Consider the following 19,666-nt stretch of genomic DNA (forward strand, 5'->3'; position numbering starts at 1 on the left):
ACGTTCACGCAGTTCAGAGCTGTACTTCCTCGGTGGTGCCATAGCTCCTCACCCTTCCAGGTTCAGGAGCCTCCAACCAACCCGGGGTGATCCACCTACCTGCACCGGCCCTTCGCGGCCGGTGAGCATCGAAACCAGGTCGCCTGCCGGGAGGGTGGGACCCAGCCGCACCAGCACCGGCTCTTTGCGACCGGTGAACATCGCAACGACTGCGGCAACCAGCTTGCCCGGTGGGCAGAGCAGGCAGCACGGGCCCTTTACGGCGGGTGAGTATCGCAATTCCCGCATCGAGGAGCGAGCCTTGCACACAATCGCTCAGCGTCGGCCCTTCGCGGCCCGACCATTAGGTCGAAGGTCTCAGCCGGGGAGAGGGGTGTGTAGTTCGACACGACACCGTAGGGGAACCGTGCTGTAGACACTTATATCGACTCAACTCTGCATGTCATACTGATGAGGGCGCGCTCCTAGGCTGGATAATCTCGACCTTCTGTCTAGGTGAGAGGAATGCGAAGCCGTTGTAAAAGGTAAATGCGGGAACAGGGAGTTGCTGAGCAGGGATTCTTCGTTGCCCAGTCGCGAGACTTCCGCAGTGCGTCGCGGGTCTACCTTCTATCTCTCACAGGCACCTAGTCCATGTGGCTGCTGTGCCGACATCTATTCGAGGTGTTATCGCCGACGGCAAAGATTTTAAGTGAGGAGATTTAGGTGTGAGTGCAGAAAGCCAAGAAATTGCCATTTCTACCCTCGATGGACTCTTCCTCTCTGGGGCCTTGGTTGTTCCTTCTGGCTTGCCCAGCGAAATCGTGGTCCTTGTGCATGGAGGTGGCGTAACCCGTGAGGAGGGCGGGTTCTTTACGCGCATTGCAGAAGCTCTGTGCAGTGCCGGTATCGCCAGTCTGCGCTATGACTTGCGAGGCCATGGTGCTAGTCAAGGACTTATGGAAGAGGCGACACTATCTGCACATCTCAACGACATTCGTGCTGCAATAGAGTACGCCCGTCGGGAACTCGAGGTGAGCGCACTGCATCTACTCGGGGCAAGTTTCGGTGGTGGTCTGGTGGCGTATTATGCAGCTAAACGTCCTGGTGAACTGGAGCGGTTGGTGCTCTTGAATCCGCAGTTGGACTACAAGAATCGCTATATCGATCAGAAATCACACTGGCAGAACGATCGGCTGGCAGTGCCGGCGGCTGAGCTACTGCGGAGTCAGGGTCATATCCATCACTCCTCGACTGTGAAACATGGTAGAGCAATACTCAATGAGGTCTTCTGGATTCGCCCCTGCGAGGTAATCGAGGAAATTGAAGCGCCGACGTTGATCGTCCATGGAACAAGAGACACCTTCGTGTCCGTCGATGGATCGCTGGAGGCGGCTAGGCGTCTCAGATCGGAATCGCGGTTGATAACGATCGACGGCGCCCAGCATGGCTTTGCTATCGACAAAGATCCCGCGTACAGAGATCCTCAGACGCAGGAATGGCAAAAGTTTGTGATCGAGAATATTGTTGATTGGATCAATCGGCGCTAGGTCGCTTGACGTGCAATTTCATCGCTGTGCGCAGGTCGCGGGGGGCGGGTCGCGACTCCCATGGCGCCAGCGCTTTGACCGCGCGTCGTAGTTCACGCGCAGTGCGCTCGGACTTGATGGCTGTCGCGATGTACAGGGCGGCCACACCTTCTTGGGCAGCATCATCGGGTTCGCCGCTCAGCGCGAGCGCAACTGCTCGGCGGGCGCGAAAATATGCTTCATCGCGCCAGGAGAGCGTGCCGCTTTCCAATACCTTGTTGAAAAGGTCGGCGGCCTGATATGGTTTTCCGGCCTCGATAAAGCAGCTCGCCGTGCGAAGCAGGAACGTATTCTCGTCGTAATAAGAGCCGAGTTTGGGTTCCCCGTTATCGACGGTGGAGTTGAGTATGCTTCGAGCTTGGTCAAGAGTTCTCTCGATAACGGTGAATGACTCACCGAGCATGGCGTGACCCCGTGCTTCTTGCTGGAGCACCTCAACGAGGACTTTCGGTGGAAGCTGCCAAGGTCCGTACCGCGCCGCTTGAGCAAAGGCAAGAGTCCGCACGGCATCTCGTTCCTCGTATGCCATCTGGGATTTCTTGAGCAGTACATAGCCCTGCATCGGTAGGTTTCCGGCTTCCTGTGCGAACTCGGTAGCCCTGTCCAGCCAGTATTGAGCAGCGTTGGAATCCTGGAGGTCGCGGTAGAGCCAGGCAGCGAACTCTGCGCCGTCTGCTCCAGCTACAAGCAGCCTTCGCCTTGTCTCCTCTTTCCTGAGGTCTCTGGCATGAGTTTGGATCACTTCAAGGACCGACAAGGTTGAGGGAAGGGCCTGCACAGCTCCCAGGCGGCCATCCGCAGATTTACAGCGGTCGAGTTGTCGATGGATAAGCGCAACGGCTGAGCTGTCGAAGTAGCGAGGCTCGCTCACGGCCTCGGCGAGGCGCCGTTGATCGATCTGATCGTTTGTTCCGTTGCGTTCTTCGATTGTTTCAGTCAGGTGATGTGTCGAGCTTGCATGCATCGAAATTTGGGAACTGGGCCGCTGTGACGGCTGGTTGGAGTCCAGGCTGCGGTGGTCGATCAGGTTGATCTCTCCACGGGCTGAATCAGAGTAGAGGCCATACTCTGTGTCGGTTAGGAGCCGTCTCCCAGTCGTCTTGTAGATGCGGGCAAGCATATCCAGCGCAGCCGCGCTTGGACGGCGCCCACTCTCGGGGCTCGGCCAACGTTCGAACTGATAGATCCTTGATTTGACCATGGTGGGCTCACCCGTGGTGAGGGTATTCCAACGATCGGCTACGTCCTGATGGCTCAGCCCGTGGGCTTTGCGAAAAGCGACACGCGGCCCTATGCCTGGCTCATCTACGTGGAAGACGCCGGCGATCTGCTCCCATGTGAACCCCCTACGCCGAAGCTCGTCCGCACGCTGTGCAGCTTCGCGTCGTTTCATGCTCTTCTGCATCGTTTGCCTTCGCCCGATGTTGGGGTGGTAGCTGATCGATCCGATCGTAACCCGATATCCGAGTGATCAGGAATGGTTAACCAGTTGTCGCTGACATTGTTAACCTCTTCATCCCGTCAGCGGAGTATACGCAGGTCAGAGCCGTATAAAGCTGTTAACTAGTGCGGAAGTCTTTTCGGTGGAACGCCTTCGGCATGCTGGAGACAGGTGGTGCTCTTGAGTGGGATGCCGCACTGGGCGCCCTCTGCTGTTAGTTATCTCCCCCGAAAGGAATAGGGCCATGAGGAACGGTGAAGGACCCTCGAAGGAAGCCCAGACGCAGCGGTCCACACATGAGTGGGTAGGAGAAGATGCTCGTTCTGACCGGGCTGCTCCGCGTCCTCGGTTCATGTGTTGGAGGGTAGAGGTCGCAGCCGATAAGGCTCGGCGTGCTGAGGAAGGCCGTCGGAGGGATCTGGCGATGTTCCGCCGGATGCGCTCGCAGGGGTAGCTGTCCAGTTCGATAAGTTGCGCGCTCCTCATGGACGCAAGTCGCGGCGGCCATATGGACCCAGGGGCGGAACCTTGGGAAGGTCCCGCCCCCTGCTCGCCTCTGTTTCCTGCTCCGATGCTTGCCGTCGGCCGAGTGAAAGCGCCCTGAACTGTGGAAGTGTCTGCGAGTGACTTGGTCTGGCTGGTTTATGCCGTGGGGACCGCCGTGGCCGGTTGGGTTATGTTCAGGCAGTTGAAGCGCCTCGCGGATAGGGGCGGGGATTCGGGGTGTGATTGTTGCCAGGAGCGGTCGCATTCGCTGGAGCGAGTGTTCTTGGTGGTGAGCGCGGGTCCTCCGATGTCGGTGCTGGCGGCTCTGATGTTCCTGGCCGTGGGGGCACTGTGGCCGCTGATCCTGGTCCACCTGCTGTACTGGCGGCTCTTCCAGCCGCGCCGGGGTGGAGGGTGCGGATGCTGTTTGGAGAAGTTGCTCCACTGAGCGCGGTGGATGCGCCGCTGCTTCTCGCGTGTCAGGGAACGGCGTCAGGCGAGTTCCGAGAGCGTAGGCGGGCCTTCCCGTTTCCCGGTGTTCGGGGCGCGTAGTCGGCAACGGACGGCTGTTGCCCTCCTTTACCGCTGACGCCCCGCCGCGCAAGTACAAAGGCCGGGGCCACAAGGTGTCCCGTACGGCTGGCCCTGTCTGTCAGTCCATCGATCGAAAGGAATCGTTGTCCTATGTACATTCCGCGGGTTTCTGTACCGGACGTGCGGTTGCGTGCTGCTGGGGGCCGCAGTGGGCCGTACCGGACGGGTGACGCGCTGCATGATTTCTGGTCGGGGTGGAGTTGGGATCTGGCCGGGGCGGTGGCGTCGACCGGGTCTCTGCCGTACGGGGCGGTCCTGGTGGGGGTTGGGGGGCGGCGGAACGCGGTGTTCGCCGCGCTGCTGGCGATGCATGGGGACTGCGCGGGGGTCGTTCTGGACTTCGACGGGAGCCGGGACGTGATCGAGCGGCAGTTGGAGCTGGAGGGGGTGGCGCAGCGGTGCGATGTCGTGTCGGCCGGGGAGCGGCTGGTGGTGCCGGTGGCGCCGTTCTATCTGGTGGCGGAGCTGCCCAAGCGGTTGCCGGAGCCGGACACGGTGGGGATCGTCGGGGCGGTGGGTGCGGCTGTTCCGCTGGGTGGGCGGTTGGTGGTACTGGATACGGTGCTGGATGAGCTGGGGCCGGGGGAGGAGCACGATTTCGATGGGCAGCCTCCGCCGCCGGAGGAGCGGTGGTGGATGCCTTCGCGCTATGAGGGGCTGCTGCATCCGCTGGGGTTGCGCACCAGGGCGATGTGGACGTTGGAGAGCGGGATTTCGCTGCTGGAGTTCGAGAGGTCGTCGTCGCCGGCTGCCGCGGTCGTGGTCGCGGGTTGAATCAGGGTGCTGTTGTGGTTCTCGTTGTTCGGGTGGCGGAGCGGAGCGGGCGTGGGTAGCGTTTGCAGTGCCTTGATGTGAGCACGACACATCTGGGTGCGGAGAACCCGGGCGGCACCTCGCCGCTTGCCTGGGTTTGACCCTCCACTCCGCTTTCTCGCCGCTCGCGCGCATCAATCGGTTGGCCGGCTCACTCCGGCTACCGCTTGCCGAGCCGGGTCGGTTCGCCGCAGCAGCGGGTGACTTCCCGGGTGCTCGTCGACATACACCTCACCACGCTCGAATAGCGATCACAGCCGATCATGGCAGGCAGGCGGGCCGGTAAGGCCCGCCTTTCGTCCGCTGAGCGCAGGCTCAGACGCAGTTTTCCGGCTTCAGTGACTTGGACCAGGCCGGGAGTACATCGGTGATCTGCAGGCGGGTCACGGACCAGAGTTCACGCCCTTGCCCCGGCACGAGTTCCTGACCGCCCAAGAACACGTAGGAGGTCTTGTCGAAGATGAGGGATTCGCGGCCCTGGTTGTCCACCCGGGTCACAGCAACGCCCGATTTGCCGGTGGCGTCCTTGAGCTCTTCCATCTCGATACCCGGCAGGGCCGCAGCGATCTTGAAGATGGCCGCCTGCTGCTTGGGCGGGACCGGGCTGCCGAGAACGTCGCGGACGCCGTACCAAGTCCGAGTTGCGGCGTCCTTGCCGGGGTACATCTCGTTACCGCGTTCGGCCAGCTTGTGCCGGAGCTGCTCCTGGTCGGTCGGCCACCCGCGGAGGTCGGCGTAGGAGGGACCGCTACGGACGCCGGTGGGGCCTGGGCCGGGACACCGGGTCAGGAGCTCCTTGTATTCGCGGTCCTGGGGGCGGGACTTCGACGGCTTGTGCCAGAGGAGTTCCGGGCGGGAGCCGTCGACGGACTCCCAGACCTCGCCCGTTATGTGGCGCGGACCGACGTTGGGAACCCCCTTCTCGCTACGCGTCTCCGCGATCCGCTCATAGTGGAGGTACTGGTCGTCGCGGGGTTCCGGCCACGGGGTGGTGGTCGCGGCCTCGGCCGCCAGCCTCAGGACCTCGGCGGCGCTCACCGGCGCGGAGAAGTTGACCGTCTGGACGGCGATCACTCCTGCGGTCGTCGCCGCGACCAGGCCGCCTGCCAGCATCAGACGCCACAGGCCGACCGCCCGGCCCCGAGGCCGCTGCTTCATGCGAGCTTCGGCTAGGAGGGCGGCACGGGCGGGGGCGAGGCGATCCGCCGTGGGGTGCGGCTTGTCGGCGAACAAGTCGCGGAGTTCGGTCAGGTCGGTCAGGTCGTTCATGAGGTCTGCTCCATCGTGGGGTCGGTACTGCCGAGGGCGTCGCGGACGACGGCCCGCGCGCGGTTGAGGCGGGAACGGACTGTTCCGATCGGGATCGACAGGGCGCCTGCGACCTCCTCGTAGGTGAGGTCGGCCCAGGCCACGAGTAAGAGGACATCGCGGTCGCGGGCCTTCAGCGAGGCGAGCGCCTGGGCGAGAGGGCGGCGTACGGCATGCGCACTCGCCCGCTCAAGAGCTTGTTCCGCGGCGTCGTCGGCTTCGGGAAGCACGCCCACTTTCGAGTACGCCTTGTAGCGGTGCATCTCGGCGCGCTGATACCGGCGGATGAAATTGGTCGTGATGCCGTACAACCAGGGGAGGGCCTCCGGACGGGCGGTGTCGTAGTCGCGGCGCAGCCTGAACGCGGCGAGGAACGTCTCGAAGACGACGTCGTCGGCCGTGTCATCGCCAAGCCGGCGGGCCACATAACGGTGGATGTGTCCTGCGTGCCTGTCGAACAGCAAGGCGAAATCCTCGGGATCTCGCCACGACCGTTCGATCAGGACGGCGTCAGACAGGGTCGTACTGAGCGGCATGTTGTCGGGCCTTCCCAAGTGGTGTCGCCCGTCTTTCACACGAGTCGGGAAACAAGTTCACGGGACGACGCCGACCGCCCGGCAGGCTCGGGGTGAAGGCCAAGAGCGCACGCCAAGATCCGCCGCCTCCCCACGGCCCCCGCTACGGGAGCAGTCCCGGCAGGCCGTGACACGAGATGGATCATCGGGAATCGGTGACGGCGGGAGTGTCCACCGTGTCATCCCTCGGTCGGCCGTCTAGAAGGTGCTGGATGCCGACGGTACTGTTGAACCCGTGTCCACCTCGCATCGCGATGGCGAGGCGCTGATCCCTCGCCCGCCGCTGACAACGGCTGCTTTGCGAGTCGCGGTGGCTCAGATCGCACCGGCCTATCTAGGCCAGTTCGTTGACCATCTCGATCAGACGACAGAGCAGGCCGCGCGGCAGAGCACCGTGGCGCCCCTACAGGGGTTCTTGGAGCAATGGGGCGAGTTCGTGGCGATCCACCGCCATCCCGCCAGAGCCGCACGCCTGCGAGAGCTGGAGAAGCAGGTGGCCGCTGTCACCGACCGAGACGCGTTGAGGGTGGTCTTGGCCGAGATCAGGGAGCTCACCGCTCTCGCGCGTCGTGAAGCCGCCGGTGAGTGACATCTGGGCCTGGGAGTACGATCCAGACGAAAGGCATGTCGTTTCGGGACCCCCGGTCGTGGTCGTCACGGAGGTTGAGCGGCTGGCTGAACAGCTCGTGATTCTTGGAAGGGACGCAGCTAACGCGGGCCGGGGGCCGCTACACGGGGGAGGGCTGCGAACGCTTGATCTCTTCGGGGGGCGGGGCTTTCTGCACTTCATCGTCGCCGACCATCTGCGCTTGGTGCTGATCGTTCGCGTCACCTGGCTGGATTGAGGCAACCTGGACGTCGGTTGAGTCGGAGTTGTGCGTGCAGGATCTCCCGCTTGGCCGCTGCCGCGCAGGCGCGGGTATTCGCTGAGTACGTCGGTCAGGACGGCGGGTTGCGGAGTAGCCAAGAGACACACTGGTGGTTCGACGTCGGCGACGGCAACACCTGGTGGCGCTGTCCAGCCCGCACTGGTGGGAACGGCTGCCTCAGATGCGGCCTTTTCGCACAGTGCCGGCTAGCCACCCGGAGTTGAGCAGCAGAGTCGACACGTTGATCGGGTTCGACTTTTCGGCTTCAAGGCGGGACTTGCAGCAAGTCCTGATCGTGGACTTGCTGATGCCGCTGGTGGAGGCAACCCGTAGCTGCGTCTTCGACCGTACTGTCTTTGATGAGGCATACGAGCGGATGGAAACGGGTCTCCTCGCGGAGAATGTTTGATAGATGCAAGGTAGTGCCACTATCCGGCTTCGACATGGCGCTGCACCCTCAGGTCGACCTGGAGAACGGCTTGGTCATTCGGCTTATGACCGACGCCGAACTGTCAGCGGCTGCGCAGGTCGGTCTGCCGGATCAGGAGACCTTGGGGACGCTGAGCCGTTCGGTGTCGCGGATGCATCAGTGTGCTGTGGTCAAGGTGACCACTTCCGAGGGCGTTCCCAGAGGTCTGACCTGAAGAACGGCGACTAAGAAATCTTGCCGTGTGCCCGGTTTGTGCCCGCGAGCAGCCAGTGAGCAACAACTTGGCGAGACCTGGGCCCTTCAAGGACCCCGGGTACGTGTTTTCGCAGGTCATGTAGGGTGTGGGTGGTAGGCCGCCCGGGACTCGAACCCGGAACCTATGGATTAAAAGTCCACAGCTCTGCCAATTGAGCTAACGGCCCTTGCTATACGCAGGGTACAGCGGTTACCGAGTGCTACGCACCGGAGATCCGCCTGATCACGATAACGTACTGTGACCGGTGGGCGGGACGGGATTCGGGGTGGCTTGTTGGGCCCGGGAGGCGATGGGGTTGGTCTCCCGGGCTTTCGTGTGTGAATGGGTGGCCTGGGCTACTGGGTGGTCGGGGTGGGGCGGTGGCGGGGGCCGTAAGTGGCTTTGCGGAGGAGCCATTCGATGGGGCCGTAGCGGTGGTTGGCGGTCCGCCAGAGGCTGAGGCGGAGCTGGATGAGGTAGATGGCCGCGGCGAGGGCGAGCCAGGTGAGCCGGTGGGCGAGGCGGAGGATTGTGGCGGCGTAGCCCATGGCGAGGAGGGGCGAGGCGATGATGGCGGTGCCGGTGACAGCGTGTTTGGGGAGGACGTCGGTTCATTGGCCGAGGTTGAGGGTGCCATTGGGCGCGGGAGAGCAGCGGGGCGTATTGACGGCTTGCTACTTATGTCGGCACGGCACAGCCCCGGCCGGGGCCGGTGGGGGTGTGCGGCACCGCGGCTGTCGCTGAGGTGCCGCAGAGTCCGACCTCTTCGGGCGCACGCCGTACGGGGTCGCCCAGCGCAAAAAGGTCGAGCGCAAAAAGGCCGAGCGCGAAGGGGCCGAGCGCAAAGAGTCGAGCGTGAAAGGGCGTCAAGGGAAGGTCCCCGTGCGCTCGCACGGGGACCTTGCTCTTCCACCGATCAGCGGTAGGCGGCGAGCCCGGTGAGGGCCTCGCCGAGGACAAGGGTGTGGATTTCCTGGGTGCCCTCGTAGGTGAGGACTGATTCCAGGTTGTTCATGTGGCGGATGACGGGGTATTCGAGGGTGATTCCGTTGCCGCCGAGGATGCTGCGGGCTTGGCGGGCGATGTCGAGTGCGGCCCGGACGTTGGCGAGTTTGCCGAAGCTGATCTGCCGCGGCGTGATCGTGCCGGCGTCTTTGAGCTGGCCGAGGTGGAGGGCGGTGAGGTGGGACTGGCCGAGGCCGACGGCCATCCAGGCGAGCTTCTCCTGGGTAAGCTGGAACGCTCCGATCGGTTTGCCAAACTGCGTGCGCGAGGTGGAATAGTCGACCGCCGACTCCAGGCATGCCCGGGCGGCGCCGACGACGCCCCACAGGATGCCGAAACGGGCCTCGGAAAGGCAGGACAGCGGGCCCTTGAGGCCTTTCACGCCGGGAAGTACGGCGGAAGCCGGCAGTCTGACGTCGTCGAAATAGAGCGAGGACGTGACGGAGGCCCTCAGCGACATTTTGCGGTGGATCTCCGGCGCGGTGAAGCCGGGCGTGTCAGTCGGCACGACGAAGCCGCGGACGCCCTCGTCGGTCTGGGCCCATACGACGGCGACGTCGGCGATGGAGCCGTTGGTGATCCACATTTTCGAGCCGTTGAGGATCCAGTCGCCTGAGGGGTCGCGTTTGGCGTGGGTCCGCATGCCTCCGGGGTCGGAGCCGTGGTCGGGTTCGGTGAGGCCGAAGCAGCCGATGGCGTCGCCGGCGGCCATGCGGGGGAGCCATTCCTCTTTCTGCTCGTCGGTTCCGTACTTCCAAATGGGGAACATGGCGAGCGATCCCTGCACGGAGACGAAGGAGCGCAGGCCGGAGTCGCCGGCTTCGAGCTCGCGGCAGGCCACGCCGTATGAGACGGCGTCGAGCCCGGCGCAGCCGTACCCTTCGAGGTGCATGCCGAGGACGCCGAGTTCGCCGAGGGCCGGGGCGAGCTCTTTGACGGGGAATGTCGCTTCTTCAAACCAGTCGGCCACGTCGGGGAGGATGCGGTCGGCAACGAACTCTTTGACGGTGTCGCGGATCAGGCGCTGCTCGTCAGACAGCTGGTCGTCGATACGTAGCAGGTCGTCCATGGGGGTGTTTCCTCTCCTCCAGCCGCCATTGGCCTCTGTCAGGGTATTCCTGGTCGAATGGCGGGGTGCCCCCAGGGTTGGGCCAGGGGAAATCCCGATGTACTCATGAGTCCTATGACGGCAATCTGGCCATATGAGCGACATCAACCTTCAAGGTGGCCATGGTGTGAAGAAGCTGAGCCGTAGCCAGGATGGACGCATCATCGCGGGCGTGTGCTCGGGTATCGGCAGGTTCCTCGGTGTCGATGCGAACATCGTGCGTTTCGCGATGGCGGCGGCGACCCTCTTCGGAGGCCTCGGCGTGGGCGCCTACGTCGTCGGCTGGCTGCTCCTACCCGACGAGACCCAGCGCGCCTCGATCCTCCAGGACCTGGTCGACAGGCACAAGAACGGCGCCGCACCCTGGCAGCAGAACAAGGCCGGCGATTCCCCCGCCTGGGGGACGGAACCCCCGCGCTATGACAGCGCAGACCAGTTCCGGCCTACCGGCGCTTACGGCGACGTGCGTACCGACTCCATGTCCACCCCGGGAGCGTACGGCGCGGCGCAGCCGTCCCGGACGCCCCAGCAGCCCCAGGTGCCCGCACAGGGGCCGGACGCCGGGGCTGCCGACTCCTCGAACCCCCGCGCCTTCTGAGAGGCGGAGCCGGGCCCCGAAGGGCCGACGACCGCCTGAGGGGAGGCGGGGGTAGGACACGACAGGACAGAGCGGGGCGGGTTAGGACGAGGTGGACGCCTCCGCCCGGACCTTGGCGATGATCCCGTCGCGGGACTCGGTCCACAGGAGCGCGAGCAGCGTCGCCGACAGCAGGCCGGCGATGCCGGCCAGGGCCACCACGGCCTCGGGTCCGAGCTTCTGCGCGGCCGCGCCGCCGATCAGGATGCCGACGCCCTGGACCGCGAGCAGGCCGGAATGGACGAGGCCGAACGCCTGGCCCCGCCGTTCCGGGGGGACGCACTGCACGAAAGCGGCATTGGCGGCGAGCTGGTAGGCGCCCCCGATGCCGGACAGGATCCAGAGGAAGAGCACGATGACCAGCGGTGGCCGTACGGCGCACGCGATCAAAGGGGCGCACGTGAGCATGGCCATCCACCCCATCGCACGTAAACGTCCCGACGGCGAGACGAACCGCGCGAACAAGAACGCACCGATCACCGTGCCGGTGGGCATCGCGGCCATGAGCAGACCAGTGATCACCGCCACGGGAAGGCCGCTGCCGGTCAAGGTGGCGGCGTACGGCGCGGCGATGCCCTCCGGGAGCACGTAAAAGCCGCACAGCCACGCGAACATCACCAGCGTGCGCAACCGCCTGTCGCCGAAGACCAGCCGCGCGCCCGCCCGAGCCGTCGCCCACATGCCGGGGCTCTTGCCGGGAGGCGCCGGCGTGGCGCGGCGCCGTACGCCGGCGACGATGATCAGTGCGGAGGCGATGAACGTGGCGGAGTCCAGTGCCAGCGCGCGGTACGGCCCGAGGCCCGCGATGACCGCGCCCCCTACGGCGAAGCCCAGCATCTGGACGGCCTGGTTGGTCATGTTCTGGAGGGCGGAGCCCGCGACATAGCGGTCACCACTCAAGATCTCCGGCAGCAGCGCGGCCCGCGCGGCCGAGAAGGGCGCGCTGAGCAGCACCACGCAGAAGACCAGGACGCACAGTGCCCAGAAGGGCACCCCCGGGATGGCCATGACCGCCACGAGCAGGGCCCGGATCACGTCGCAGACGAGCATGACCCGGCGCCTCGGGTAGCGGTCGGCGAGCCCCGCGAGCAGGGGCCCGCCCATGATCGGCGGAAGGTAGGTCAGGGCATAGACCGCCGCGGTGGCCAGGGGGGACTGGGTGCGGCCGTAGACGAGCACGGCCAAGGCGACCTGCGCGAGCTGGTCGCCGAGTAGGGACAGGCACTGGCCGAACCAGAGGGCTCGGAACTCACCGTTGGCGATGACTTCGCTATAGGTGGCTTGACTCTCGGGCAGACGGCGGTGCCTCCCGGGAAGTCTGCCGGGCTTTGTGGCCGCCATAGGACTCCGCTGACCTTGCAGGCGAACCTGACTAAGAGTGTTCGGTATGTAACCTACGGTGCCCGCTGGCGGCTCACCGCGCAACCCGATGCCGCCAAGCTCCTGCAAACTGTGATCGCTGATCATGATACGTCGGGAAAAGTGGGGCATCACAGCGCCAAAAGAGGTTACTCCATGTTTAGCGGGAAATTCTCATAGTGACCGAAGTGGACGTAGAGACTAAAAGTTGATCACCGTGGCGTGGGATGAAAAGTCGGTCGCCGAGCGCTGTGTGATCAGTGACGGGGACCTCGCCGGGCAGGGCCTCGGCGAGACGGACACCCGCTCACAGGACGGGTTCTGTGTCCGGGAAGCGGACGTAGGGGGGCGCAGAATGAGGACTGTGGACATGACGCGCATGGAGTTCGAAGCCCTGGTGAGCGAGGCTCTCGACCTCATCCCCCCAGAGCTCGCGCGTGCCATGGACAACGTCGCGGTGTTCGTGGAGGACGAGCCGCCGTCGGGCGACCCGCACCTCCTCGGGCTCTACGAGGGCGTGGCACTCACCGAGCGCGGCGACACGTACGCCGGATTCCTCCCCGACCGGATCACGATCTACATGGGCCCGACGCTGCGTATCTGCGAGACCCGCGAGGACGTCGTCGAGGAAGTGGCCATAACCGTCGTCCATGAAATCGGCCACCATTTCGGCATCTCAGATGAGCGGCTGCACGAGCTGGGCTGGGGCTGACTGTTCCCGCGTGCGGCGCTCACGGCCCGCCCCGCACCGTCCTGGGGCGTTCAGGAATTTCCTACCGCCAAATCTCCCCGTTGACCAGGCGAAATACCGGCTTACCCAGCGCTGTTAGGAAAAACTCGGTCTACCACCTCACTGCGTCTCCTTCATGAGTGGGTAGTGACTCCGTCAAAGAACGGCGCGAGAGGAACTCGGGAGTCATTCTGGCCGTGCATGAGTTGGGAGCGAGCCCGCCCATCCTCCGGCCCTGGGCCGGTGGGCCGCGTCGCGCGCCACGTGTGCGGCCTGGTGGGCCACGGCTCGCACTCTCGGTCCGCGACCTGGATGGAAGCCGCTCACTCGGGGGACATACATGGACTTCACGCACCTGAGATCCCTGGTCCGCTCCGGGGCCACCGGCACGGCGGCCCTTCTGCGGCGTGCGGGCGGGACGGTTGTCGTGAAAACCCTGCTGATCGTCGTTGTCGCCCTGGCGGGGGCCTGGCTCGCCCTGTCGGTGGGGGCGAGCGTGCGCACCCCCGTGGGGCCGGCCGAGATCGGCATGAGCCTCCAGCCCGCCACGCGGGGGGAGACCGTCGTCGACGTCCATCCCCTCGGCAAACTGCTCTTCGACACCCACGACGCGCCCGTACGGCTGCGCATCACCCTGGAGAACATCGACCAGGACCAGGCCAAGTCCATGATCGAAGATCCGCGGCTCGCGGATCGGCTGCCCGGCATCATCGAGGAGAACCTCGGGGTGGGTTTGCGGGCTCTTGCCCTACAGGCCGCGCTCTGGTCGCTGGCCGGTGCCGTACTGGCGGCCTTGGTGGTCTTCCGCCGTCTCTGGGCGGTGCTGACCGGCTTCGTGGCCACGCTTGTGGCCATCGCGGCCATTGGGGTGGGGGTGTTTGTAACGTTCCGACCGGAATCGGTGGTTGAGCCCCGCTACACGGGCCTCATCGCGGGAGCGCCCTCCCTCGTCGGCAGCGCGGAGTCGATCGTCACCCGCTTCGAGTCCTACCGCCTGCAACTCGCCAAACTCGTGACGAACGTCTCCAAGCTGTACGACACGGTCTCGGCGCTTCCCGTCTATGACGCGGACCCGGCGACCATCCGCGTCCTCCACATCTCCGACATCCACCTCAACCCCATCGCCTGGAGCCTCGTCCGCTCCATCACCGGCCAGTTCAAGATCGACGTGATCGTCGACACCGGCGACCTCACCGACCACGGCACCCGGGCCGAGGACAAGTTCGTCGAGGAGATCGGAAAGCTGGACGTTCCGTACGTCTTCGTGCGCGGCAACCACGACTCCAAGGCCACCGAACGCGCGGTCGCCAAGCAGAAGAACGCGATCGTGCTCGACGGCAAGAGCGCCGTCGTCGGCGGGCTCAAGATCTACGGCCTGGGCGATCCGAGGTTCACGCCCGACAAGTCCGTCGTCGTCGACACCCGCCTGGAATGGCTGCACGAGCTCGGCCGCACCCATGCCGTACGGTCGGCCGCCGACAAAGCCGACCTCGTCGCCGTGCACGACCCCACCGTCGGCAGGGGTTTCTCCGGGACCGTCCCCATGGTCCTCGCCGGCCACGCCCACAGGCGCAGCACCGAGGTCCTGCCCACCGGCACCCGCGTCCTCGTCCAAGGCTCGACCGGCGGTGCCGGCCTGCGCGCCCTCGAACACGAGGAGCCCACCCCCGTCCAGGCGTCCGTCCTGTACTTCAACCAGGAGACCCGCAGGCTTCAGGCCTGGGACGACATCACCCTCGGGGGCCTCGGCGAGCAGTGGGTTCAGATCCAAAGGCACGTGGAGAGCCAACCTGCGCGTACAATTTCCCAGGAGCCAACGCAGAGCCCGTCTCCAGCGGGAAAGGCGTCTGGCGCCGCGACGCCTCCGAAGGGCAAACCGCTTTGGCATCAAGGGCAAACGTCCCCTATGCTTCAGAGGTCTCCAACGGAAGACGTCACGGAACAGGAATCACTCTCCTGAGCCCCCATCGTCTAGCGGCCTAGGACACCGCCCTTTCAAGGCGGCGGCACGGGTTCGAATCCCGTTGGGGGCACCGGTGAGCAACAGCTCGCCAGAACGAAGGAAGGTCAAAAGGACCTCCGGAAGACTGGTAAGCTAAGCAAGCCGAAACAAACGGCCGAAAGGCCGGGGCAAACGATCGGAAGATCTAAAGCAAGGTCCTGTAGAGCAGTTTGGAGTGCTCGCCACCCTGTCAAGGTGGAGGTCGCGGGTTCAAGTCCCGTCAGGACCGCTCACGGCGAAAGCCGACAAGGTCAGGTAGCTCAGTCGGTACGAGCGTCCGCCTGAAAAGCGGAAGGTCGGCGGTTCGACCCCGCCCCTGACCACCATCATCTGATGCGCAACGCTGCCCCGGACGATTCTCGTTCGGGGCTTTTTCGTGTGAGTGATGGCAACGGCGTCGCCGTGGCAAGCTGCTACACGTGTGGTCACTCCTATGGCCGGTGGCGAAGGACCCGGATCAGGGCACGGTGTTGCCGAGGGCGCTTCGGACCGTTCGCGCCGTCAATACCGCCACAATGACCGAGCTGCTGCATGAAACCTCAGGTTCCGCCAAACCGCAGGCCACCGAATTCATGGCCGCGCACCTCGCTCCACGGGGAACCCACTATGTGATCCCCTGGCCGCGCAGGTCGTGGGAAGTGCCTGCCGAGGGCTGTTTCTCCGCCGCCATGATGCTCATGATGAACGACGGTGCGCTCATCATGAGCGGACTTCGCAGGTCTGTTCCCCTACTGCGTTTCCAGGAACTGCCCAGGAAGCTGTCACGGTGGGAGGAGCATCGGATAGCGCGGAGTGCGAGCCGCGTACGGCGGGACTTCCATCTGTGGTCCCGTGATCACCGGCATGACCACAGTTGTAAACATCCGCGCTGCATTGAGGAACGCGAAGGCCACTGTTCCTGCTTCATCTTGTGGGAAGACAGGAGGGCGGTGCCTGACCGTCCCGCAGGGCTGGAACGGGGTTCGGCGCAGGAGGCTATAAGGGTCTTGATGGCCAAGGGGTTCATTGACATCCGAGCCCTCAGCCACCTTGTGAAGAAAGCGTTGGCCGACGGGGACATGGACACTGCGCTGGGGCACCTGGAGCGCATGCGCATGATCGCCAATGTATGCCACAACCTTCCGGGAGACTTCCAGCCCCGGAGGTCCAAGGTCCGTGAGCGGAAAGCCATCGAGAGTCTCCGGTTCCTGCTGCGGGAACTCGATCCTGGTGATCGTGCTGCTCAGTGGGTCGCGGGACAGTTGGAAGATCGGGGATTCGACTATGTTCGTGTTCTTCAAGATCGGATCAAGTGGAAGCAGCCTCGGTAGCGGCGTCAACGCATATCGATCCGGCCGGGCGGTGGTCGATCGTGCGGAGCGATGCGAGGGCGTGCGGTGGAGTTAGGGGAGCTGAACGCCGTGATCGGCTACATTCGTCGACATGGCGACGTATCTGCCGGAGTCAGACCGGACAACCCGCCCAATTCCCCTCACGGGCCAAGAGGAGGTGCAGTTCCTTTTGAATATGTCCCAGTTTGTGAGTCAGGAATTGCTGGCCAAGGGGACGTTCCGTATCTCGTCCGGCACTGAGGACCACAAGCGGCGGTTCATGGCCGTGGCGAGCCGGGTGGGCGAACTGCTCCAGCGCAAGGTCACCTGCTACGTGGACAGCCGCGAGATCGTGATCACCCTGGAGGCCGAGCGCCCCGCGCGCTGAAGGCGGTCGGCCACGATCGCGGTGACCGCGCTGCCCACCTCGGAAGCCGCCGCAGAGCGGGTCAACACCGCCCTCGACACGACCCTCTGCGCCCAGACGTAGGCCCGCCCCTTCTTCAAGGCGGTGCCGTACCGGACCGATCGGGTGATTCTGGCCGTGTCGGCGCGGGATGTCGCGGTCAATGGCGGTGCGTACGGCCGGCGCCTGCGGCCATCGCGATGAGGGTACGGCCCGGCTGCCGGGCCGTACCCTCATCGGGTCGTACGGTCATCCGGGCTGCATGGTCATCGGGCTGTACGGTCACGGCAGTTAGCGCCTCCGTCGCGGTCTGGTAGTCGTCGACGGCCTTGCCGAGACGCGCCAGCTTCTGGGTGAAGGTCACGGGGAACAGGCCGGGCTCGGTCGGCGGCCGGTTCGCGTCGACGTATTGGGTGCCGAGGTTGGTGAGGGCGACGACGATGTAGTGCCTGCCCGCCTTGCCCGGCAGCGACTTCACGATGCCGGCGTCGGCGCCCGAGTTGCCCACCCAGCCGGTCTTGTGGGAGAAGGTCACCTCGGCGTCGGCTTCGCAGGGACGCACGTCGCGGCCGAACCGGTTGCCGGCGACGGTGACGGTCCCGTCGTCGCCGACCCAGCGCGGCGGCACTCGGTGCGGGATGCCGGGCACTGGATCGCCGCACCGGTTGGCCGTGGACAGCATGTCGTTCCACCCCTGGTCGGCGAGGTGGTTCTTGAACACCTGGCGCGAGGCCGGGCTCAGCACGGCGGAGGTCACCCGGGTGCCGTCGGGCGCGTTCCAGGCATTGCCGGGCAACCCGTTGATCAGAACGAGTAGCTTGGCGGTGTCCAGCGAGGTCATGGTGACCGGGTTGGACCAGCGTCCGCCGGTGGCGGGGTTGGTGTTCTTGAGCTGGAGGGTCTCCAGTCCGAGGCTCTGGAAGGTCTGGTTCAGCTCGTTCACGGCCCCCTTGTCGTGGAGGAGCTTGATCAGGGCGCAGGTGGCCGGGTTGTCGGAGGTGGTCAGTGCCGCCTCCAGGTAGTCGCCGACGGTGTCGCTGGTGTTGCCCCGGCACAGCGAGTTGCTCTCTGTGGGCCGGTAGTCGTAGGTGTCGGTCAGCGCGATCGTGCCCTTGTCCACCAGGCGCAGCACGCCGAAGCCGACCATCAGCTTCAGGACGGAGGCCGGGTAGGGCGACATGAAGTCGATGGGCGCCTGTTCACGGCCGGGGACGATGTCGATGGTGCCCCTGCCCTGGTTGGCATACCAGCCTTTGTCGTCCCACTGGCGCCAGCGGACGGCGGTCGTGCGGTAGTCGCGGTCCACGGGGACGGCGATGCCGTTCGGGTGCTGCGGGCTCATCAGCACCGTGCCGGACGCCAACGGCCTGCCGTGCCGGTCGAGCTCCAGGACGGTCACGTCGAGCTGCGGCTGCTGCACGATCGGCTTGGGGGCGGACGCAGCGAACAACCGGGCATATGCCTCGGGCGTCCTGGCCATCTTCTCCTCGACGTTCGCAAGCCGGGCAGCCTGGACGGAGCCGCGCGGCGCGAGGTCAAGCACCTCGTGGAAACGTGCGTCGTTCATGGCCTGCTGGAGGAAACGGGCGACGCGGTCGCTGGGGCCCTTGGCTTGCGCCTGTGCGGGCACAGCCGCCAGGCCCAGGAAGAGGATGCCGGCGGCGGCCCCCGCGGCGGCGGCGCGGCTCTTCTGCGTGAGGGACATGGAGAAAACCCTAGTGAACGATCTTGCGCGGCTTCGCGCTTAGCAGCGTCACGTCGTCTTTTCTTCGGTCGTGGCCCTCCGGGCGCGTCCGTATTCGGCCAGGGTGTGGAAGGCGGCTTTGGGTTCCCACGGCAGCCCCGGATAGGTCGTCCCTGTACGGCCGTGCTCCAGGATCTTGACGATGCCGAAGCTGGCGGTGTCGAAGTCTCGTCCGGGCTCTGAGGAGGTCGGCAGGTCGCGGCGGGCGAACGTGTTGACGAAGGCCGTGTCCGTGCCCTCCTCGTCGTAGATGCCGAGAAGCTCGCGCACGTATTTGGCTTGTTCTTCTTCGTCCCGCGTGACGGTTGTGGTCAGGCGGGGGCGGGCGCGCTCGTCCCATTCGATGATGGAATCGCCGCGTCCGCCCAGTTCGGCGGCTCCGCGGTGGGTGGTGCAGCCGAACTCGGTGACGGCGAACGGCTTGCTCTGGGAGGTCTGCGCGCGCAGACCCTCACGGAAGGTGTGCGCGGTGGTCGCGTCGCGGTATCCGGCGTCGGTGGCGATCATGTCGAATGGAGCCCAGTCCACGCCTTCGAAGGGCAGGGACGCGTAGCTGATCGGACCGCCGAATCGCTCGCGCACCTCCGTGGCGGTCCGGGCGAGGAAGGTGTTGACGCGGGCGTGCAGTTCGGGGAGCGCGGCGCGCAGCCGAGCGGGCTCCGCCATCAGGCCGAGCCGCTCCTCCAGGCTCTCACCGGGCAAGAAGCCGCTGGTGAACAAGCTGATCTCGGAGTCGGTGAGGAACATGACGCGTGTCCCTCCCCGGCGTAGCCGTTCGGCGGGGCTCCGTGTGTGGTTGCGGGGGAGGGGTGTAGCTCTTCTCGGTGTCGTCGGCGCCGTCCACGACGGTGGTCTTGTCCGTGGTCATGACCACTCTGTGGGCGTGGCCCAGCAGGTCGAGGGTGGCGGTCCCCGCGCTTGAAGCGACTGTACCCATAAATTGCGTGTTACGCATCTAGTGCGTAACACGCAATATCGGCCCCGCTGGCTCACCGACCGCATGCTCGCTTAACAGATTGCTCAGGGAGACCGGATGCCCCGACCCG

Annotated in this window: 20 protein-coding genes and 4 tRNA genes; 15 read left to right on the forward strand and 9 right to left on the reverse strand. The window is 65.1% G+C overall.

Annotation, left to right across the window (positions count from 1 at the left end; genetic code table 11):
* The first annotated feature begins 707 nt into the window (after nt 1-707).
* Nucleotides 708-1,529 carry an alpha/beta hydrolase gene (locus BLQ73_RS24110; protein WP_093173653.1) on the forward strand — a complete coding sequence of 274 codons (822 nt, stop codon included), beginning with the start codon at nt 708-710 and terminating at the stop codon, nt 1,527-1,529.
* Here the strand turns inward: BLQ73_RS24110 and BLQ73_RS31665 are convergent.
* On the reverse strand, nt 1,516-2,961 hold the full coding sequence (locus tag BLQ73_RS31665) for an NsdA family TPR-like regulatory protein (RefSeq protein WP_143020410.1): 1,446 nt from the start codon (nt 2,959-2,961) through the stop codon (nt 1,516-1,518). The two genes, BLQ73_RS24110 and BLQ73_RS31665, sit on opposite strands and share 14 nt — an antisense overlap.
* An 823-nt stretch (nt 2,962-3,784) precedes the next feature.
* On the opposite strand from BLQ73_RS31665, the gene BLQ73_RS32725 reads away from it, so the two are divergent.
* Nucleotides 3,785-3,943, forward strand: coding sequence for a hypothetical protein (locus tag BLQ73_RS32725; protein ID WP_176955641.1), 159 nt, complete (start codon nt 3,785-3,787; stop codon nt 3,941-3,943).
* A gap of 236 nt (nt 3,944-4,179) precedes the next feature.
* Entirely contained in the window at nt 4,180-4,863 is a 684-nt protein-coding gene (locus BLQ73_RS24120; RefSeq protein WP_093173657.1) for a hypothetical protein, read from the forward strand.
* A gap of 354 nt (nt 4,864-5,217) precedes the next feature.
* Here BLQ73_RS24120 and BLQ73_RS24125 read toward each other — a convergent pair whose 3' ends face one another.
* A complete protein-coding gene (locus BLQ73_RS24125; RefSeq protein ID WP_093173659.1) occupies nt 5,218-6,171 on the reverse strand; it encodes a CU044_5270 family protein in 954 nt (317 codons plus the stop codon).
* Nucleotides 6,168-6,746 (reverse strand): RNA polymerase sigma factor, encoded by a 579-nt coding sequence (locus BLQ73_RS24130; RefSeq protein ID WP_093173661.1) that lies wholly within the window; start codon nt 6,744-6,746, stop codon nt 6,168-6,170. Before BLQ73_RS24130 ends, BLQ73_RS24125 begins: the two co-directional genes overlap by 4 nt.
* 274 nt (nt 6,747-7,020) lie before the next feature.
* Here BLQ73_RS24130 and BLQ73_RS24135 point away from each other — a divergent pair, with 274 nt between their 5' ends.
* The 4 genes from BLQ73_RS24135 (at nt 7,021) to BLQ73_RS24150 (ending at nt 8,298) form a co-directional block, all read left to right on the forward strand.
* Nucleotides 7,021-7,374, forward strand: a complete 354-nt coding sequence (locus tag BLQ73_RS24135) for a hypothetical protein (protein ID WP_093173663.1) — start codon at nt 7,021-7,023, stop codon at nt 7,372-7,374.
* Nucleotides 7,367-7,630: a hypothetical protein gene (locus tag BLQ73_RS24140; protein WP_093173665.1), complete on the forward strand. Its 264-nt coding sequence runs from the start codon at nt 7,367-7,369 to the stop codon at nt 7,628-7,630. The genes BLQ73_RS24135 and BLQ73_RS24140 overlap by 8 nt, the downstream gene beginning before the upstream one ends.
* A gap of 265 nt (nt 7,631-7,895) precedes the next feature.
* The gene (locus tag BLQ73_RS32730) at nt 7,896-8,063 is read left to right on the forward strand and encodes a hypothetical protein (protein WP_176955643.1); all 168 of its coding nucleotides are present in this window, start codon (nt 7,896-7,898) and stop codon (nt 8,061-8,063) included.
* A gap of 34 nt (nt 8,064-8,097) precedes the next feature.
* Entirely contained in the window at nt 8,098-8,298 is a 201-nt protein-coding gene (locus tag BLQ73_RS24150) for a hypothetical protein (RefSeq protein ID WP_143020411.1), read from the forward strand.
* 132 nt (nt 8,299-8,430) lie between these two features.
* Here BLQ73_RS24150 and BLQ73_RS24155 read toward each other — a convergent pair.
* The 3 genes from BLQ73_RS24155 to BLQ73_RS24165 form a co-directional block, all read right to left on the reverse strand.
* Nucleotides 8,431-8,506: transfer RNA gene (locus tag BLQ73_RS24155), tRNA-Lys, on the reverse strand.
* Between the two features lie 169 nt (nt 8,507-8,675).
* Nucleotides 8,676-8,867 carry a DUF418 domain-containing protein gene (locus BLQ73_RS24160; RefSeq protein ID WP_093173671.1) on the reverse strand — a complete coding sequence of 64 codons (192 nt, stop codon included), beginning with the start codon at nt 8,865-8,867 and terminating at the stop codon, nt 8,676-8,678.
* A 368-nt stretch (nt 8,868-9,235) separates the two neighbouring features.
* On the reverse strand, nt 9,236-10,393 hold the full coding sequence (locus BLQ73_RS24165) for an acyl-CoA dehydrogenase family protein (protein WP_093173673.1): 1,158 nt from the start codon (nt 10,391-10,393) through the stop codon (nt 9,236-9,238).
* 133 nt (nt 10,394-10,526) lie between these two features.
* Here BLQ73_RS24165 and BLQ73_RS24170 point away from each other — a divergent pair, with 133 nt between their 5' ends.
* Nucleotides 10,527-11,030: a PspC domain-containing protein gene (locus BLQ73_RS24170; RefSeq protein ID WP_093173675.1), complete on the forward strand. Its 504-nt coding sequence runs from the start codon at nt 10,527-10,529 to the stop codon at nt 11,028-11,030.
* A gap of 81 nt (nt 11,031-11,111) precedes the next feature.
* Here BLQ73_RS24170 and BLQ73_RS24175 read toward each other — a convergent pair whose 3' ends face one another.
* Nucleotides 11,112-12,410: an MFS transporter gene (locus BLQ73_RS24175; protein WP_093173677.1), complete on the reverse strand. Its 1,299-nt coding sequence runs from the start codon at nt 12,408-12,410 to the stop codon at nt 11,112-11,114.
* 373 nt (nt 12,411-12,783) lie between these two features.
* Between BLQ73_RS24175 and BLQ73_RS24180 the strand changes: the two genes are divergently transcribed.
* The 7 genes from BLQ73_RS24180 to BLQ73_RS24210 all read left to right on the forward strand — a co-directional run bounded on the left by BLQ73_RS24180 (nt 12,784) and on the right by BLQ73_RS24210 (nt 16,858).
* Entirely contained in the window at nt 12,784-13,140 is a 357-nt protein-coding gene (locus BLQ73_RS24180) for a metallopeptidase family protein (protein WP_218126000.1), read from the forward strand.
* A gap of 358 nt (nt 13,141-13,498) precedes the next feature.
* Complete coding sequence (locus tag BLQ73_RS24185; RefSeq protein WP_093173679.1) at nt 13,499-15,118, forward strand: metallophosphoesterase family protein; 1,620 nt, start codon at nt 13,499-13,501, stop codon at nt 15,116-15,118.
* Nucleotides 15,119-15,191: transfer RNA gene (locus BLQ73_RS24190), tRNA-Glu, on the forward strand.
* Between the two features lie 123 nt (nt 15,192-15,314).
* A tRNA-Asp gene (locus BLQ73_RS24195) sits at nt 15,315-15,389 on the forward strand.
* 20 nt (nt 15,390-15,409) lie between these two features.
* Nucleotides 15,410-15,486: transfer RNA gene (locus tag BLQ73_RS24200), tRNA-Phe, on the forward strand.
* A 189-nt stretch (nt 15,487-15,675) separates the two neighbouring features.
* Nucleotides 15,676-16,470, forward strand: coding sequence for a hypothetical protein (locus BLQ73_RS31670; RefSeq protein WP_143020412.1), 795 nt, complete (start codon nt 15,676-15,678; stop codon nt 16,468-16,470).
* 208 nt (nt 16,471-16,678) lie between these two features.
* Entirely contained in the window at nt 16,679-16,858 is a 180-nt protein-coding gene (locus BLQ73_RS24210) for a hypothetical protein (RefSeq protein WP_143020413.1), read from the forward strand.
* 178 nt (nt 16,859-17,036) lie between these two features.
* On the opposite strand, the gene BLQ73_RS24215 is transcribed toward BLQ73_RS24210, so the two are convergent.
* Both BLQ73_RS24215 and BLQ73_RS24220 read right to left on the reverse strand, forming a co-directional pair.
* Entirely contained in the window at nt 17,037-18,581 is a 1,545-nt protein-coding gene (locus BLQ73_RS24215; RefSeq protein ID WP_093173685.1) for a serine hydrolase, read from the reverse strand.
* 48 nt (nt 18,582-18,629) lie between these two features.
* Entirely contained in the window at nt 18,630-19,367 is a 738-nt protein-coding gene (locus BLQ73_RS24220; protein ID WP_093173687.1) for a glycoside hydrolase family 113 protein, read from the reverse strand.
* Between the last annotated feature and the right edge of the window lie 299 nt (nt 19,368-19,666).

Source organism: Sinosporangium album (genome assembly GCF_900100605.1).
Lineage (GTDB): Bacteria > Actinomycetota > Actinomycetes > Streptosporangiales > Streptosporangiaceae > Sinosporangium > Sinosporangium album.